General features: G+C 36.4%; 12 protein-coding genes. 3 read left to right on the top strand and 9 right to left on the bottom strand.

Translation table 11 applies throughout. From position 1 onward, the window contains the following. Positions 1-7 precede the first annotated feature (7 nt). The 6 genes from msrA to RYK16_RS01090 all read right to left on the bottom strand — a co-directional run bounded on the left by msrA (position 8) and on the right by RYK16_RS01090 (position 8,775). Positions 8-2,668 (bottom strand): peptide-methionine (S)-S-oxide reductase MsrA, encoded by a 2,661-nt coding sequence (msrA, locus tag RYK16_RS01115; protein ID WP_314850223.1) that lies wholly within the window; start codon positions 2,666-2,668, stop codon positions 8-10. An 84-nt stretch (positions 2,669-2,752) separates the two neighbouring features. Then, positions 2,753-3,832, bottom strand: coding sequence for a metal ABC transporter permease (locus RYK16_RS01110; RefSeq protein WP_314850222.1), 1,080 nt, complete (start codon positions 3,830-3,832; stop codon positions 2,753-2,755). Beyond that, positions 3,814-4,719: a metal ABC transporter permease gene (locus RYK16_RS01105; RefSeq protein ID WP_314850221.1), complete on the bottom strand. Its 906-nt coding sequence runs from the start codon at positions 4,717-4,719 to the stop codon at positions 3,814-3,816. Before RYK16_RS01105 ends, RYK16_RS01110 begins: the two co-directional genes overlap by 19 nt. After that, positions 4,682-5,416: a metal ABC transporter ATP-binding protein gene (locus tag RYK16_RS01100; RefSeq protein WP_314112970.1), complete on the bottom strand. Its 735-nt coding sequence runs from the start codon at positions 5,414-5,416 to the stop codon at positions 4,682-4,684. Before RYK16_RS01100 ends, RYK16_RS01105 begins: the two co-directional genes overlap by 38 nt. Positions 5,417-5,427: 11 nt before the next feature. Next, the gene (locus RYK16_RS01095) at positions 5,428-6,363 is read right to left on the bottom strand and encodes a metal ABC transporter solute-binding protein, Zn/Mn family (protein WP_314850220.1); all 936 of its coding nucleotides are present in this window, start codon (positions 6,361-6,363) and stop codon (positions 5,428-5,430) included. Positions 6,364-6,498: 135 nt separating this feature from the next. Further along, positions 6,499-8,775, bottom strand: coding sequence for a Tex family protein (locus tag RYK16_RS01090; RefSeq protein ID WP_314850219.1), 2,277 nt, complete (start codon positions 8,773-8,775; stop codon positions 6,499-6,501). 203 nt (positions 8,776-8,978) lie between these two features. Between RYK16_RS01090 and RYK16_RS01085 the strand changes: the two genes are divergently transcribed. Continuing rightward, positions 8,979-9,902 carry an SPFH domain-containing protein gene (locus RYK16_RS01085; RefSeq protein ID WP_314850218.1) on the top strand — a complete coding sequence of 308 codons (924 nt, stop codon included), beginning with the start codon at positions 8,979-8,981 and terminating at the stop codon, positions 9,900-9,902. 5 nt (positions 9,903-9,907) lie between these two features. Beyond that, positions 9,908-10,216: a hypothetical protein gene (locus tag RYK16_RS01080; protein ID WP_314850217.1), complete on the top strand. Its 309-nt coding sequence runs from the start codon at positions 9,908-9,910 to the stop codon at positions 10,214-10,216. Positions 10,217-10,252: 36 nt separating this feature from the next. Here RYK16_RS01080 and RYK16_RS01075 read toward each other — a convergent pair whose 3' ends face one another. After that, positions 10,253-11,092, bottom strand: coding sequence for a Cof-type HAD-IIB family hydrolase (locus tag RYK16_RS01075; RefSeq protein WP_314850216.1), 840 nt, complete (start codon positions 11,090-11,092; stop codon positions 10,253-10,255). Between the two features lie 11 nt (positions 11,093-11,103). Further along, positions 11,104-11,376 carry a DUF1294 domain-containing protein gene (locus RYK16_RS01070; RefSeq protein WP_314850215.1) on the bottom strand — a complete coding sequence of 91 codons (273 nt, stop codon included), beginning with the start codon at positions 11,374-11,376 and terminating at the stop codon, positions 11,104-11,106. Positions 11,377-11,500: 124 nt separating this feature from the next. On the opposite strand from RYK16_RS01070, the gene RYK16_RS01065 reads away from it, so the two are divergent. After that, positions 11,501-12,997, top strand: a complete 1,497-nt coding sequence (locus RYK16_RS01065; RefSeq protein WP_314850214.1) for a C69 family dipeptidase — start codon at positions 11,501-11,503, stop codon at positions 12,995-12,997. Positions 12,998-13,091: 94 nt separating this feature from the next. On the opposite strand, the gene RYK16_RS01060 is transcribed toward RYK16_RS01065, so the two are convergent. Next, positions 13,092-17,303: an Ig-like domain repeat protein gene (locus tag RYK16_RS01060; RefSeq protein WP_314850213.1), complete on the bottom strand. Its 4,212-nt coding sequence runs from the start codon at positions 17,301-17,303 to the stop codon at positions 13,092-13,094. Positions 17,304-17,308: the final 5 nt, after the last annotated feature.

Here is a 17,308-nt window from a genome sequence, read left to right as displayed (position 1 = left end):
ACCCTTTTTAGGAAACTAGAATAGAACCACCAATGAATTCACGAATAATAGAATTATTCGCAATCATACTATCGTCATCAATAGACACAAAGCAAGAAAGGAATTGTAACATCCTCTGCGCTTCTGCGTATTCTGCCTGATCTGGCTGTACTTTTTCTAATAGTGGTGTTGCGTATTTCTTTAATACTGCTAGTTCATAGACACATTGGCTATTAAAGAATACGTCAGCTTCCTTATTGAATGGGAAGATATATTTTTCTTCACCATGACGTACTGATGACCATGATGAAATCGTAACCGCGCCATCACGTCCACGAGTACGATTATCTCGAACCATTCTTCTTAACATGCGTGCATCTGTCGTTGGGATACGATGATGTGCATCAAGATTAATTTGTGTTAGAGGACTAATATAGATCTTAAATTTCTCACTATCATCAATCCCTTCAGTCAGTTGTGGATTGAGGCCATGAATACCCTCAATTACAATTGGTTGCGAAGCATCGATTGAAATAATTCTCTTACCAAATACCTTCTTACCAGTAATAAAATCAAATTCTGGTAAGTCCACTTTCTCTCCATGCAGTAACGCATTCATCTGTGTTTCAAATAGATTGAGGTCAACTGCTTCTAGTGCTTCAAAATCATATTTTCCATTTTCATCTGGAATCATTTCATCACGATTGACAAAGTAGTCATCTGTTCCAAGATACAATGGATTTAAGCCTATTACTTTTAATTGTATACATAAACGTTTCGCAAATGTGGTCTTTCCCGATGAGGATGGACCAGCAATTAAAATAATTCTCTTCTTTGCGCTTTGGATTTGTTCCGCAATCATCGCAATCTTCTTTTCATGTAAAGCCTCACTTAACATGATGAGATCCTTAGATTCTTTCTTTTCAATCATGCGATTTAAATCAGACGCAAAGCTTACCTTTAATAACTTCTCCCATTGTGTTTCCTCAGAGAAAGCATCATACAATAACTTCTGTTCCTCATATGGAGGAATTTGATCCGGGAAATTTGGATGTGGGAAGCGTAACAATAAACCATTACGATAACGACGTACTTCAAAGAAAGGTATATAACTTGTAGATGGTAATGCATGTACAAAAGTCATCATCTTTTCATCCGCAAGTGTAATTACATATACATTCTTTAAATCACTTGCGGTATTTAATAGGTCTACACTCTTCTTATCTTTTGCGTCCTTTAGAAGTTCGATAGCTGTATCATGGTCTACATATTCTTCTGTAATTTCTAGATTTTCTTCTACAAGTTCATGCATGCGTGTTTCAATTTCTTTCGCAAGATCATCCGTCACATTCCCAGCATGAATCACAGTAAATAATCCCTTGGATAATGAGTTAGCAATCGTAACTGTTACATTCTTGCCCATGACATCATGTATCGCCTTCAAATATAGAAGTGTCAATGTAGATTGATAACAAGTATTTCCATACGATGCACGTATATCTTGTAACTGTACAACATCCTGGTCATGTACACATTCACTAAAGTGAACATGCTTATGATTGATGAGTGCAGCGTAGATACGATGTTCTGTATTCACTTCTTGAAGTAATTCAGCAATCGTTGTATTTTTTGGCACTTCTAAAGTAAGTTCTTTTTCAGATGGAAGAATCACTTTAATTTGACATGGTTGTTGATTTAATTTCTTAACTTCTTCCATTTTAAAAGCAGTAATATGACAATACCCATTTGGATGCTTATCAAGATAATCCTGATGATATTCTTCCGCGGTATAAAAGTTCTTTAATGGCTCTAATTCTACAAAGAAACGGTCATATTTCATACGCTCATTTGTATATACCGGTTTAATATCATCCAAATCTTTTTCATCCACATAGTAAATACCAGCTTGGTATTGTGAACCTATATCATTTCCCTGACGATTGCGTTGTCGTGGATCAATGCATAAGAAAAATGCACGAATAATTATGGATAAGGAAACTACATTTGGTTGATAAACAACCTTTACTGCCTCCTTATAGCCTGTTTCATTACGGCAAACTTCTTCATATGTTGGATTGTCTGTGAAGCCGTTTGCGTATCCTACTGTTGTTTCCAAAACACCATCTAAAGCCTTGAATGCTTTCTCTACACCCCAAAAACATCCGCCCGCAAGGACAATCATCTTTTCATCTTGGTTAAATGTATCCTGTTCTAGTTGTTTTGGCTTATATGCATACACATATTCATCCTCTTCTTGTCCAAGTCTTTCATATCCATTGTGTTCTAAAACACGTATCGAATAGATATTATCCACATGACAATTCGCATGTATGCATGTTATGCCATAGTCTTCAATCAATTTTTTTGTCAGAAGATACACACTATTTTTAGCATATGTTTGATGGCGATATTTCTCGACAATCATATAGCCAATCGAAAGTTCTGATTCATGAATATCGTAAATCTCAATAATACCCTTTAATTGTTCGTCTTCCTTCCCAAAGATACCAAGAATGACTTCATCCTTATCATGATAAGACTTTTCATAATTCTCAATTGTCTTTTCTGCCTGACGTTTTGTCAGTCGTTCTTCATATACTTCCGAAAGATATTTTGCGTCTTCTTGTACAAATCGACGTAATACTATAAACCCATCTTCATACTGTGGGAATTGTTCAAATATTTTCATTTTAAACACCTCAATTCTGTATGTTTATTATACCCCTGAAAAGATAAAACAAAAATGGATATCACATTTCTGTTTTATCCATTTCTATGATTGTAATAATTGTTTTGTGACATAAGTCATTCCCTTTTCTGTTAGAAAATATAGCTGATGTATATCGTCACGCATAACATATGTCCGCTTAATTAATCTTTCGATACGTTCATCTGTTATTTTAGAAGCCCAATTTAAATGTTGATGAATGGTTTGATATCCAAGTTCAATTGTATTTCCTTGGTGACGATAGAGATGGACTAGTAATAAATCTTCACAGAACTTTTCATGATTCACAAAGGACTTTGCCCATTGTCTTAACATACCATGACGATGGAAAATAATGCCTAATAGTACTGTTACCATTCCTACCAAACTGCACATACCAGAAACCGATACATTCCACAAAATTGCGATATGATATCCCAGCCAAGAATTGATAATCGCAAAGAGAATGGATACTAGTATTGTTATCTTTAAATCTTTTGTAATCATGCATGCGGCAGCAGCTGGTGCTACAAAGTACGAAATAACTAGGATACCACCAACACTGTTAAATGCTACAACACAGGTAATCGATACCAGTATCATCAAAACACGATACATATACGTAACAGGAATACCTATTAATTGTGCATACTCAGGATCAAAGATTGCGACCTTTAGTTTCTGGTAATTGAATAATAAGAAGATCCCATTCATCGCAAGAATTACAAGCATTTCAAACATTGACTTCGGCATTCCAAATTGGCGAATAAATGGTGTAAAGAGCGGATTGCCCATTAATACCACTTCTACATCCAAATGGGTATTCCGAAAGAACTTTGTAATTAAGAGTACAGCTAATGAAAAGAATATCGGAAAGACAATTGCGAGTGCATCATCCCTCTCAACCAAACGATGACGAGATAATTCTTCAACCAGCCATACTGTAAATACACCAAAAATTGATGCACTGATAACTAGCCATATCGAACGTAAATCAGGCACAAAGAAGAAAGCTACTACAATACCTAATAATACCGAGTGAGATAAAGCATCTGCAGTCATCGCTAATTTTCTTAAAACTAAAATTGGTCCAAGGATTGCACATCCAATCGCTGTCACCATCATCGTTAACAACACTTCTGACATGATTTTGCATCCTTTCCAAGTCTTTTTTGTGCGACCAAACCATACTTACCAAATACCATGGATAACACTGTTAATATACCCATACAGATGATTACCATCGGACCTGTCGCAACACCACTATATGCAGTAGATAAAAAAGTACCTATAAAGGCAGATATACCAGCCATACTACCTGCAATAAATAATACTTGTTTCAGATTTCTAGAGTGTTGATTTGCGCATATACACGGCATCGTTAAAAATGATGAAATTAGAACTGCACCAATAGATTTTAGTCCAACAACAATAAACATCACCATCAGCAGTAATAACACCGTATTTACAATCGGCATTGAAATACCGATTGCACTTGCAAATTGTGGATCAAAAATACTAGCCACTAACTCTTTATAAAATAAAACCAATAATATTGTTGCGATGATTGCACATACCGCAATCATGATAATATCTTCTTTTACGATAAATGCTGCAGAGCCAAAGATATAGTTCTTTAAACCTGCTTGTGATGCACGCATGTATAAAGGGTTTCCTTGTAAATAACTCTTTAACACCATACCTAATCCAAAGAATCCAGTTAAAACAATTGCTAATGCCGCATCAAAATCAATCACACTATGCTTTCGTATCAATTGGATCGTTAGATATGCAAGAATACCAAATACCGCAGCTCCTAATGTCAATATGACGGAACTACGGATACTAAATAACATAAACGCAACCACAACTCCAGGATAGGACGCATGTCCTACAGCATCTGCCATCAAACTCTGCCCTTTATATACACTAAAACAACCTACAATCGCACTTGGAATCGCAAGTAAAACGGTACCTATCGCAACAACTAAGAAATCATAAGAGAACAGTATCTGTATTAGATTTTCCATCATGATACGTCTTTCTAATGTTTTCTTCTGTTAGTACATCTTCTGTTTTACCACTTGCCACAACATACTTGTTTATAAATACAACATGATCAAAATATTTTTTCAATGTATGTAAGTCATGGTGTACACAAACAATCGTCTTACCTGCCTTTTGCAATTCCTTTATTTTATCCATGATGATTTGTTCACTAGTTTGATCTACACCTGCTAGTGGTTCATCCATAATAATCAAATCCGCATCATGACATAATGCTCTTGCGATAAAAACACGTTGTTTTTGTCCTCCAGATAGTTGTGATATCTGTCGGTTTTCAAACTCTTCCATTCCCATCTCGCAAAGTGCTTGATGTGCTAATTCTTTATCCTTTTTACGTGGCCACTTTAGCCATCCTAGGCTTGCATATCGGCCCATTAGGACAACATCCTTTACACGGATAGGGAAATTCCAATTGACCGCAGAAACCTGCGGAATGTACGCTATTTCCTTTCGTACATCCGCAAGATCTTTGTCATGAATTTTTATTACTCCGGATATAGATTTTACAAATCCCAAAATACACTTTAGCAATGTTGACTTCCCTGCACCATTTGGCCCAACGATTGCAGTGATTGAGTTTTTCTCAATATCAACATCAACATCCCAGAGTACTGGACTTTCTCCATACGATACCGTCAAATCTTCGACGTGAATATAACTCATAAATACCTCCTTTATTTGAGGTTTGATACGATTAAATCAATATTATGTCGATACATATCAATATATGTATCACCTGCTTGTCCCTTAGGTGCTAGAGAGTCACTAAATAGTTCCTTTCCTTCACCAGCAACAACTGTCACATCAAACCCCTTCGCTTTACATGATTCCTTCAACTTTTCCATACGTGCAGGGTCTGTTGTTGTTTCCGCAAAGATAGCCTTTATCTGATGCTCAACAATATACGCTGCTGTTTCAGCCATATCACTATTTGATAATTCCGCATCTGTACTAACACCTTGTGGTGCTTTTACCGTAATATCATAGCGACGTGAGAAATAGTTAAACGCATCATGCGGTGTAATTAAGATTCTTCTATCTGCCGGAATCATATTGAGCTGTTCACGGTTATATGTATCTAGTTCATCAAGCTTCTTCAGATATGCTTGCAAGTTTTCTTCAATTTCATCTTTTAAATCAGGTAGTTTCTCTTGTAGAGCTTTTGCGGCTTCTTTTGTTGCTTGTTTATATAAATCAATATCAAACCAGAAGTGTGGATCGATGATTGTTTCTCCATCTTCTTCCATGCGACCTATCTTTGATTCATCAAAGTTCTGTGATACCGATACAGCATTAATCGCTTCTAATAATTCGATCATCTTACCTTCAAAATGTAGACCATGATATAACACTAAATCCGCATTCTGTAATTTGGTATTATCTTCTGGCTTCGCCTCATAAGTATGTGGATCTTCTCCAGCCGGGATAATGAGTTGTGTATCTACCTTATCACCTGCTAAAACATTTACCATATCCTCTAAAAATGAGGTTGTTACAACCACATTTAACTTCTTTGATTTTTCAGTTGGACCAGAAGTCATATTTCCAGCATTTCCTGCGCACGCAGTCATCATAGTGACAGCTATAATCATTAATAGTTTTCTAAACATAATTCCTCCATAAGTTAGTTCACGCTAACTAACTATATAACAGAATATACTGTTTGCTGGTTAGTGTCAACTAACTTGTTCATTTTATTTTTGAATTAAGAAAAGATGGATGTTCATTCACCCATCTTTCATTGCTTATTTTCCAAATCTTTCCTTAAGACGTGCTAATGCGTCGTCCATAGATACTTCTTTCTTCACTGGCTTGTTTTGTTTTGGTCTTTGATTGTTATGTTTCCCACTAGCAGCTTTACGATGACGATATGCCGCATCGCGCTGTTCTAATTGTTCTAGTGGTAGTAAGGATAACTGTACACGATTTCTAGCTTCATCGATTTGATATACCCAAACCTTCACAATATCGTTGACTGCCACACACTCAGATGGATGAGAAATTCTCTTCATCGACATATGAGATAAGTGAACTAAGCCATCTTCATGTAGACCGATATCCACGAAAGCACCAAAGTCTACAACATTTCTAACAGTACCAGATAATTGGTCACCTACATGTAAGTCAGAGATGTTCAGTACATCACTCTTGAGTAGTGCACCATCAAACTGGTCACGATAGTCACGTAGTGGTTGGCGAATTGCTTCTTCAATATCCTTGAGTGTGTATTCATCAATATCTAGCTCTGCTGTCTTTTCCTTAGGGAAAGAGATATCTGCTTCACCAAGCTTTGTAATGCCACATGCCTGCATGAGTTTACGAGCAGCTTCATAACTTTCTGGGTGGATAGAAGTCTGATCTAATGGTTCATCACCATCTGTGATACGCAAGAAACCTGCACACTGTGTAAATGCCTTTGGACCTAACTTCTTAACCTTCAGCAATTGTTTACGATTCGTAAAGCGTCCATTTTCATTACGATATTTTACGATTTCTTGTGCTGTACCACTATTTAAACCTGAGATATGTGTCAGTAACTCTAAGGAAGCTGTATTTAAATCTGCACCTGTACGGTTTACTGACTTCATTACAACTTCATCTAGTCTTTCTGTTAATGCCTTCTGTGGAAGGTCATGTTGATATTGACCTACACCGATTGATTGTGGATCAATCTTAATTAACTCTGCAAGTGGGTCAAGTAAACGTCTTCCAATTGATACTGCAGAACGTTCTTCAACTTCAATATCTGGGAATTCCTTACGTGCAGCTTCTTGTGCTGACCATACAGAAGCACCTGCTTCAGATACGATTGCGTAGGTAACATCTAACTTGTGCTCATGAATCAGTTCTGCAACTAACTTCTCACTTTCACGAGATGCTGTACCATTACCGATTGCGATAATCTGTACATGATACTTTTGAATGAGTGATAGTAACTTCTTCTTAGAAGTTTCAATATCTTCGCCCTTCTTTGAGAATGGGAAAATCTTACTTACTGTTAACATCTTACCAGTTTCATCGATGACTGCTAACTTACAACCATTGAAGAAACCAGGGTCAAATCCTAAGACAATTCTTCCCTTTAATGGAGCTTGCAAGAGTAACTTCTCTAAGTTCATTGAGAAGATTTCAATGGACTTGTTCTGTGCTCTTTCACTTAATTCAGAGCGAATTTCACGTTCGATAGATGGGAATAATAAACGGTCACAACCATCTACTACCGCTTCATACAAAGCATCTTCAACAATTGTTGTTTGGCCCTTGAGTAGTGTCTTTAATGCATTTTTCTTTAATTGTTCATCATCGAAGACAAAGGAAACTGTAATAACCTTTTCCTTTTCTGCACGGTCAATTGCCATGATACGGTGGTCAGCAAGCTGGGAAATCTTTTCACTACGGTCGTAGTACATCTCATAGACTTTATTTTCATCCACCGCATCCTTCTTTAACTTTGTCTGAAGAACACCTGCCTGCATGATTGTATCCTTAAATGCCCAACGCTGCTTTGCATTATCACTAACAACTTCAGCGATAATATCCTTTGCACCTTGAATCGCTTCCGCAACTGTTGGAACTGCCTCTGATAAGTACTTTTCTGCCTCTGCTTCTAAGGAACCTTCTGTAGGTAGAGCAAGCATCCAATCCGCAAGTGGTTGTAAACCATTCTTAATAGCAGTTGTCGCACGAGTCTTCTTCTTTTGTGCATATGGACGGTAGATATCTTCTACCTGAGATAACTTTGTACATTCGATAACAGACTGTTTGATTTCCTCTGTTAACTTACCCTGTTCTTCGATTAATTTTAGAACATTCTCTTTTCTCTCAGCCAATTTTTGTTGATATTCGTATTGTTTCTGGATATAGAAAATCTGTTCTTCATCTAAACCCTTTGTAGCTTCCTTACGGTAGCGGGCAATAAATGGAACTGTATTTCCTTCCGCTAATAAAGATAGTGTATTTTCGACCTGACTGAGTTGAACCTTCAACTCTGCCGCAATCGCCTGAATGATATTTTCGTTCATGATGTGACTCCCTTCATCCTTACTATTTTATCACTGATTCACTTTATTTTAAAACTCTAGTAGATAATCCCTTATCGTTCTAATACTTTTTAGATAAAAGTTATAAAATGTCTTGATAATATATTGACTTGTGGTCAAACTACGAGTACGATTATGTCATGGATAAAACGATTATCCGTCACCCATAAGGAGGGGATATTAAAATGGAACTCATTATTATTCCGGCTATTTTCTTTATTTTAGCAATCGCACTTGCAATATCATGTGCAAACATCGTTCCACAGGAAAACGCATATGTTATCGAACGTTTCGGTAGATATCGTACAACTTGGGATGCAGGTATTCACTTCAAAGTCCCATTTGTAGATCATGTTCGTCGTAGAGTTCTTCTAAAGGAACAGGTAGCTGACTTCGCACCACAGCCTGTTATTACAAAGGATAACGTAACAATGCAGATTGACTCCGTTGTATACTTCAAGGTTATGAACCCACATGATTATACATACGGTGTAGAAAATCCAATCATGGCGATGGAAAATCTAACTGCTACTACATTACGTAATATCATTGGTGATATGGAGTTAGACCAAACATTAACATCTCGTGAAGCAATCAACTCTCAAATGTTACAGACAGTCGACTTCGCAACAGACCCTTGGGGAATCAAAGTTACTCGTGTTGAGTTAAAGAACATCCAACCACCAACAGCGATTCGTGAATCCATGGAAAAGCAGATGAAGGCTGAACGTGAAAAGCGTGCTGCTATCTTAACTGCAGAAGGTCAAAAACAAGCAATGATCCTTGAAGCAGAAGGTAAGAAAGAATCTGCTGTGTTAAACGCTGAAGCTGAAAAGCAAGCTACAATCTTAGCTGCTGAAGCTGTTTGCGAAAAGGAAATTAAAGAAGCTGAAGGTCGTGCTGAAGCAATTCGCGCTATCCAAGAAGCTACTGCTGATGGTATCCGTGCTATCAAAGAAGCAGGTGCTGATGAAACAGTCATTCGCTTGAAGAGTTTAGAAGCTTTCGCTGCTGCTGCAGATGGTAAAGCAACAAAGATCATCATCCCTTCAGAAATTCAAAGTCTTGCGGGTCTTGCAAAAGGAATAACAGAAAGTATTAAAGAGTAACTACTATGTCAGATGGTTTCTTACCTTTAGCTCTTCTATTGACTGTTACATTCTCATTCTTAGCTATATTTTCCGCTAAGTTACAACAGGCAAACAACCAACAGAGAAAGACTTTCAACAATGACTATATTCCACCAAAGTCACCGCTAGATACACCTTTACGTACTACACCACGTCATATCCCAAGTATTATGGAGCCAAATCATACAGATGATATCAATGGTAAAAACATTATTCATCGTGAGGCACCAGAAAAAGGATATGTTGTTCTGAATGGTGTAAAACGTAGAATTCATGAGTGCAAGAATTTATAAAATATGAAAGCTAGTATGCATGCATACTAGCTTCTTTTATTGTAAAGATGGAATATATTTCTGAAGTGCCTTTGCAATACCATCATGATTATTATCATCAGTAATGTAATCTGCAACTGCTTTCACTTCTTCTTGTGCATTTGCCATTGCAACACCAACACCTGCAAACTGCAACATTGTAATATCATTACCTGCATCACCAAATGCTATACAGTCTTTTGCTTCAATGCCAAGTTTATCTAATGCACTCTTCAACGCTGCACCTTTATCAATTCCTTGCGAAGTCATCTCATAGAAGAAGTTTGCACTAAACATCATAGACAGTTTGCCTTCAAACGGAGCTGAGATTGCCTTACAATTCTCACGTAAATACTCAGGTTGTCCAACCACTAAAATTTTATTGAGCGGGAAATCTACATAACTTGCAAGATCACTTACCTCTTTGAGTAAATAATTGTTCATACGTGCTTCATACTGAAATCCATTAAATGTACGTCCTTTATCAGTAATTATGCAGTTATATACATCCTCAACCACCATATACTCATTTTCTACAATAATTGGATATACATTAAATTGTTTCAAATGTTGCAGTGTCTTCGTTACTAACTCCTGCTCCATCGTTGTATTTACTAGCACTTCCCCAGTTTGGCAATCAATTACCTTTGCACCATTGAAACAAAGGAATAAACCATGATGCTTATCCATTTCTAGCATCTTGCCATACTTTTCAATTCCCTTTGCAGGGCGGCCACTCGCTATCACCAAACGGATACCCTGTTCTTGCGCCTTCATTAAAATTCTTTTTGTCTCAGGCGTGATTTCCTTTTGATCATTTGTTAGTGTACCATCAATATCTAATAAAATAGCCTTCATCATTACCTCACTTAGCGTATTTCAGGGAATCCTTTTGTCACAAAATAAATCCAAACAAGCATCATAATAGGAACACCAATTTGGAATATTAAATGCTTTGTCTTATGACGGAAGATACGCATTCCTAAATATGCACCATAGGCACCACCAACTGCGGCTGCTCCTAGTAATGTCTTCTCAGGAATTCTCCACATGTTGTTCATTGCACGATATTTATCTAAGCCATATAGTCCAAATGTAATGACATTAATGACAACTAAATATGCTAAAACTGCTACTGACATCTTTATTACCTCACTTTTCGCATGGATATCATATAGTATCCTTTTATAAAATTGAAGTAAATTTTTTATTAACTTAGCTACATAGTGCTATGATTAACACAAGAATAGATTGGAGATTACAAATATGCCATGTACAACATTACTCGTCGGTAAAAAAGCTAGTTATGATGGTTCAACTTTAGTTGCACGAAACGAAGATTCAGGAGCTGGTGAATTTACTCCTAAAAAATTCATTGTTGTTCATCCTAGCGAACAACCAGAAGTATATAAATCTGTTTTATCTCACGTAGAAATCCCTCTGCCAAAGAATCCTATGCGTTATACCTGCATGCCAGATGCATTAAATGATAAAGGTATCTGGGGTGCCGCAGGTGTCAATGAATTAAATGTTTCTATGACAGCGACAGAGACAATCACTTCAAATGAACGTGTTCTTGCGGCAGACCCATTGGTAGAATACATCCCTGCACAAGGCAAAAAAGGTGATGAAGTTTATATCCCAGAAGTTGTTGGTGGTATTGGAGAAGAAGATATTGTTACACTAGTACTTCCTTATATCAAGAGTGCTCGTGAAGGTGTTCTTCGTCTTGGAGAAATCTTAGAGAAATATGGTACATACGAAATGAACGGTATTGCCTTCCAGGATGTTGATGAAATCTGGTGGCTAGAAACAATCGGTGGCCATCATTGGATTGCAAAGCGTGTCAAAGATGATGAATATGTTGTAATGCCTAACCAACAAGGTATTGATAGCTTTGATTTAAAGGATGCTTTCGGTAAGCAAAAAGAACACCTATGTTCTAGTGACTTAGTAGAATTTATCGAGAAGAATCATCTAAACCTTAACCAAGATAATAAGAAGTTTAATCCACGCTATGCCTTTGGTTCACATTCAGATGCAGACCATGTATACAACACACCACGCGCTTGGATTATTGGACGCTACTTTAACCCAACTTCCTATCGTTGGGATGGTCCTAAGGCAGATTATCGTCCTGATTCCGATAACATTCCTTGGAGCTTTGTGCCAGAACAGAAGATTTCAGTTGAGGATGTAAAGTACGTATTATCTCACCACTATCAAGGTACAGCATATGACCCATACGGAAAGCATGGTGATCCCTCACTACGTGGCTCCTTTAGACCGATTGGTATTAACCGCAATAACTTCCTAGCATGCGTGCAGATTCGTCCATACGCTCCTGAAGAAATTCGTTCTATCGAATGGATTGCCTATGGCTCTAATACATTCAATGCATTTGTACCATTCTATGTAAATATTGATGAAACACCTGTCTATACAGCAAATACAGATAAAACTGTTACAACAGATAACTTCTATTGGGCTAACCGTATTATCGGCGCTCTAGCGGATGCACATTACAGTGCTACAAGTTCTGCTATTGAGCGTTATCAAAATGCTGTACAAACAAAGGGTCATCAAATTATCAAGAAGTATGATTCTGCATTCAATCAGAATGTAGACCCTGTTATACTATGCCAAACAGCGAACCAAGAAATCGCAGATATGGCAAGACAACATACAAATGACCTATTAGATAAAGTACTCTACACTGCAAGCATGGGCATGAAGAATGGTTTCTCTAGATCAGATGCCTAATTTCTAAAAGATACGAGGCCTTTATCACCTACAACATATAAGTAAAAGGATGACGATTATTACCGTCATCCTTTTATTGTGTTTCTATTGAAACTTACTTTTCCTCTTCTTTCTTTCTGCGCTTCCAGAGGATAAAGAAGAATATTGCAAATCCAGAAAGAAGTGTAGCTAAAGTCCCAGCAAATACAGGTCTATTGTTTACAAAACGAACCCATAGATTTGTTGTAACGAAGAAGTTATCAATTTCTTCTTCAATTTTATTACCAGCTGCGTCAGTTAGAACAATCTTCACATTTCTAGCATAGTCGGCACTATCAATTTCTAATGCATAGTCTCCACCATTCTTGATGAGTTCTTCTATTTGTGCTTGATCTAAAGTCGCAACTAGTTTGCCATCTAGATAGATTTCAGCCTTAGAAAGAGCCAAGTTATCAGCTAACTTGATTTCTGCTTTATACTTTTCACCAACATATACCTTATTCTTGTCGATATTCTTGAATGTAACACTTGGTGTTGTCTTATCGACACCGAAACGTAGGTTCATCTTCTTTGTATCTAAAGTATTCTCAGATACATTACCAGCCTTGTCTTCAGAATAAAGTGTGATGGAATATACAGCGTCATCTGTAAATAGTGAACGATTAATTCTATATGTGTAGTGGTACCACTTTCCGTTTCCACCTTCAATTGTCACTTGATAATCCTTACCCTTTTCAAGAACAACTGTCTTATTATTCTTGAATAATGTAATCTTCACATTGTCTACTGGGTCAACATTTGTTTCATAGATGACAATATCACCAACTTCACGTACATACTTACCCGCAATTGCCTTTGTATTCTCATCAAATCCATATGTAGAACCAAAGCGGTTTACCGAGAATGTAATTTGCTTTTCTTCAGTATTGCCAGCCTTGTCAGTAATCTTCGCTGTTAATGTGTAAATATCATCTTCTTCTTTCACATTTGCGAAATCATAGTATGTATAAATTTGACCATTTTGAATTTCAGTATAGAAGCCCTTATTCTCAACACGACCTCTCATCGCACCTGTAAGTGTAATCTCAACAGTAGAAGGATCAAAGTTAGCGTCAGAATACTGAATTACAGGAGCAACTCTACCCTTATTTGCGGATTGATCCACAATATCTCTAATTTCTAATTGAGGTTTTGTTAAGTCGATGAAGAACTCATCTCTTGGATAGTCTGTAGCTGCGTTTCCAGCTCTATCTTGTACATCAATATCAAATTGATACTGTCCATCAGTAGAATATGTAATCGTAGCTGTATGAGAATCCCCATTATCAGTCCAAGCACTAAGAGCTGGTGCTCCATTTGTACCACTTACGTTTGCAATCGTTGCAGTTACTCTCTGTGGATCGAAGTTACGTTCAACAATAGTAATTGTCGCAGTTCTAGCTGCGTTATAGTAGTTGCCATTTCTAGCATTGTTGTTGTCATATGATACAGAAATTGTTGGACGTACTTGGTCAATTGTAAACTCTTCACTTGCGACTGTTCCATCAACATATGGATTGCCTTGGAATACATTACCTGCAGTATCTCTACCCTTGATAGAGAATGTATAATCATCATCTACAGTATAGTTGATGGTTGCTGTATGTTTAGCATCATCACCATTGCCTGTTCCTGCTGTATGTGTCCAATCAGAAATCTGGATTGCACTTCCAGCAAGAGCTTTCAGTTGCATCTCAATGTAATCCGCGTTAAAGTTACGCTCATATACAGTAACAGTAGCTGTACGTGGTGCATTGAAGTACTTACCATCACTAGCATTATTATTGTCATATGCAATACTGATAACTGGTGCAGTTGTATCAATCTGAATGGTTTGTTTCTTAACAGAAATATTCCCTGCATTATCTACAACTGTAACTTCAATTTCAACTTCGTTACTATTATTTAATTGGCTAGATACTACAAAATTAACATCCTTACTTGCAATCAAATCTCCAAGTTTCAATGTCTCTAATGTTTCAGCCTCAAATAATACACCATCATCTTGTCCTTGTGTTTGAGTTCCCATATTTCTTACAACATAACTAATCTTCTTTAAACCAGAATAAGAATTATTTGTAATAGGCTCAGATACATGTACATTTACTTTTACATCACCATTGTAAACTGTGTTTAGAGAAGCCTCCGGATTGATTGTGATAGAAGGAACTGTTGATTTAATTGAAGGTTTTTGTTCATCGACGATTAAACCAGATGAACTTACATAAGTTACGTTACCAGCCTTATCTACAGCCTTCACATATACAACGTATGTTCCTTCTTCTGTTAATTCAAAGGAATCACCTTCTTGCCAATCAGATACTCTTGCAAGTTCAGCCTCAGTTAAAATCTTTGAATTTGGTTCATCATTTGAATATTTTTTTGCATAGTAATAAATATTTGCAATAGCAGATGTTTCATCATTAGCACTTAGTTTGAAAGTTATATTTTTCTTTGCAAAATAACCTAAAGTCAACTCACTCTGTAATCCAGACCAACTCTCCTTTATGAAGGAACCATTATCTGCCTTAATATCAGAAGTGGCTTCAATTGTAGCAGTTGGCTTATTCTTATCTACTACGAAGGTAAATGCAGCCTTTTGTTCATCTGTGTTAATTGGCTCATTTTTATTACCTGCAGTATCTGTATATTCGAAATCAAATTTATAAACTGCATCACCTGTATATTTAATTTCAATTGTATGCTTATCTTCATCAGGTGTATCCCCTAGTGTTGTATTCCATTCACCAATTGTGTATTGTGGCTCAGTAATCACCTCACCCTTACCATCTACTTGACTAATTTGTATTTGATTTTTAGCGACATTCTTATTAAAGTGATCAGTACGCTCAGTTACAGTTAAAGTAGCTGTACGTTCCTTGTTGAAATACTTATCATTTTGTGCATTATTGTTGTCATATACAAGATTAACCTTTGGAGCTACAGTATCGATGTCGATATCCTTAGATACGATTGTGGACTTACCACTTAGGAATTCTGCTTTAACATATAGTTTTTTAGCCCCGTTATTTTTAACTGCATTTATAGTAAATGGGTAATCATTTGGTGCACTATTTTTTTCTTCATCCGTAAAACTTGTCGCATTTGTTTCAAATATAACATTTGCATCGCCATTTGGCTCTTCAGAATCAAACCAATAAGTAATACGCTTTAAACCTGACAGATCACCTTCCTTAGCATTATTAACTCTTGCAATTAGTTGGATATTTTCATTATAAGCCTTGTTACTATCAAGATTCCCTATATTTAAATCCGGTCTATTTCCTTCCTTCACAAGTTTAATTTGCTGACCAATATCGACCTTATACGCTATGCTATTCCTTTTTCTTGAACTCTTAGGCTCTAGATATAGTTTAATCTCTTTAATAGTTCCACCTTCAGTTAATTCAATGCTATTTGTGCCTTCAGAAGTATTATTATTCATATAATTATTATTCATATATATTACTTCAATGTATACATCCTTACCTTCTGGCAAATTTTGAATTTTATCTCTATTAACCTGGATTGTTACTGGCTGATTAGCAAAAATAATCTTATCTTCTTCAGTTGCGTAATCTTCCGGGGCAACAATTGTAATTGCGTTAAAAGGTAGTTTTGAAATAGGTGAAAACTCAGCATGAACTTCAATATTTCTATCAATATTTTCTATAGTCCATAAATAGACATTATTTGATAAGTCTTTAAAATTTGGATTATTATCTAAATCTAAATCATGTTTAGTGCCATCATCCTCTATATAGAAAATTTTATCTAGTTTATAATCTGAGTTCGGCTTGAACTTCACTGCCACTGAACTTTCATAATCAAAACTTGCATTCCCTTTTCCACCATTATCAAAGACAATCTTTCCGCCATCTGTCGGCTGTACTAAACTTACTGTATAATTATCTTTCTCATAAGTCACTTTCACTGTATATTGTTTATCAATATGTTCAATTAAGTATTCATTAGTAGCTGAAGGGGCCTGTGGAACATCATTGATAAGTACTTCTTTTATATGGTAGTGTGGGTTAGGTATAACTTTAAAAAGAACGTCTAAACCCAATGTAGTATGATATGTATATTTATGTGAATCACCAAAATCTAAATCTGTAGAATCAACCTGTATTTTACCATTCATACCACCATTGACCACAAAATCAACCGAAACATCACCTACTGGTGGTAACCCAATATTCGTTTCTTCTGCTGAAACTTGTATTGGAATCAATGTGATAAATAAAATTGCAGAAAATATTAAGCACTTTAATCTCTTAAAAAACATATTTC

The sequence above is a fragment of the uncultured Solobacterium sp. genome (genome assembly GCF_963550625.1).
Taxonomy (GTDB): domain Bacteria; phylum Bacillota_I; class Bacilli_A; order Erysipelotrichales; family Erysipelotrichaceae; genus Bulleidia.
The sequence above is the reverse complement of the archived record's forward strand: the minus strand, read 5'-3'. Positions and strand labels throughout refer to the sequence as shown.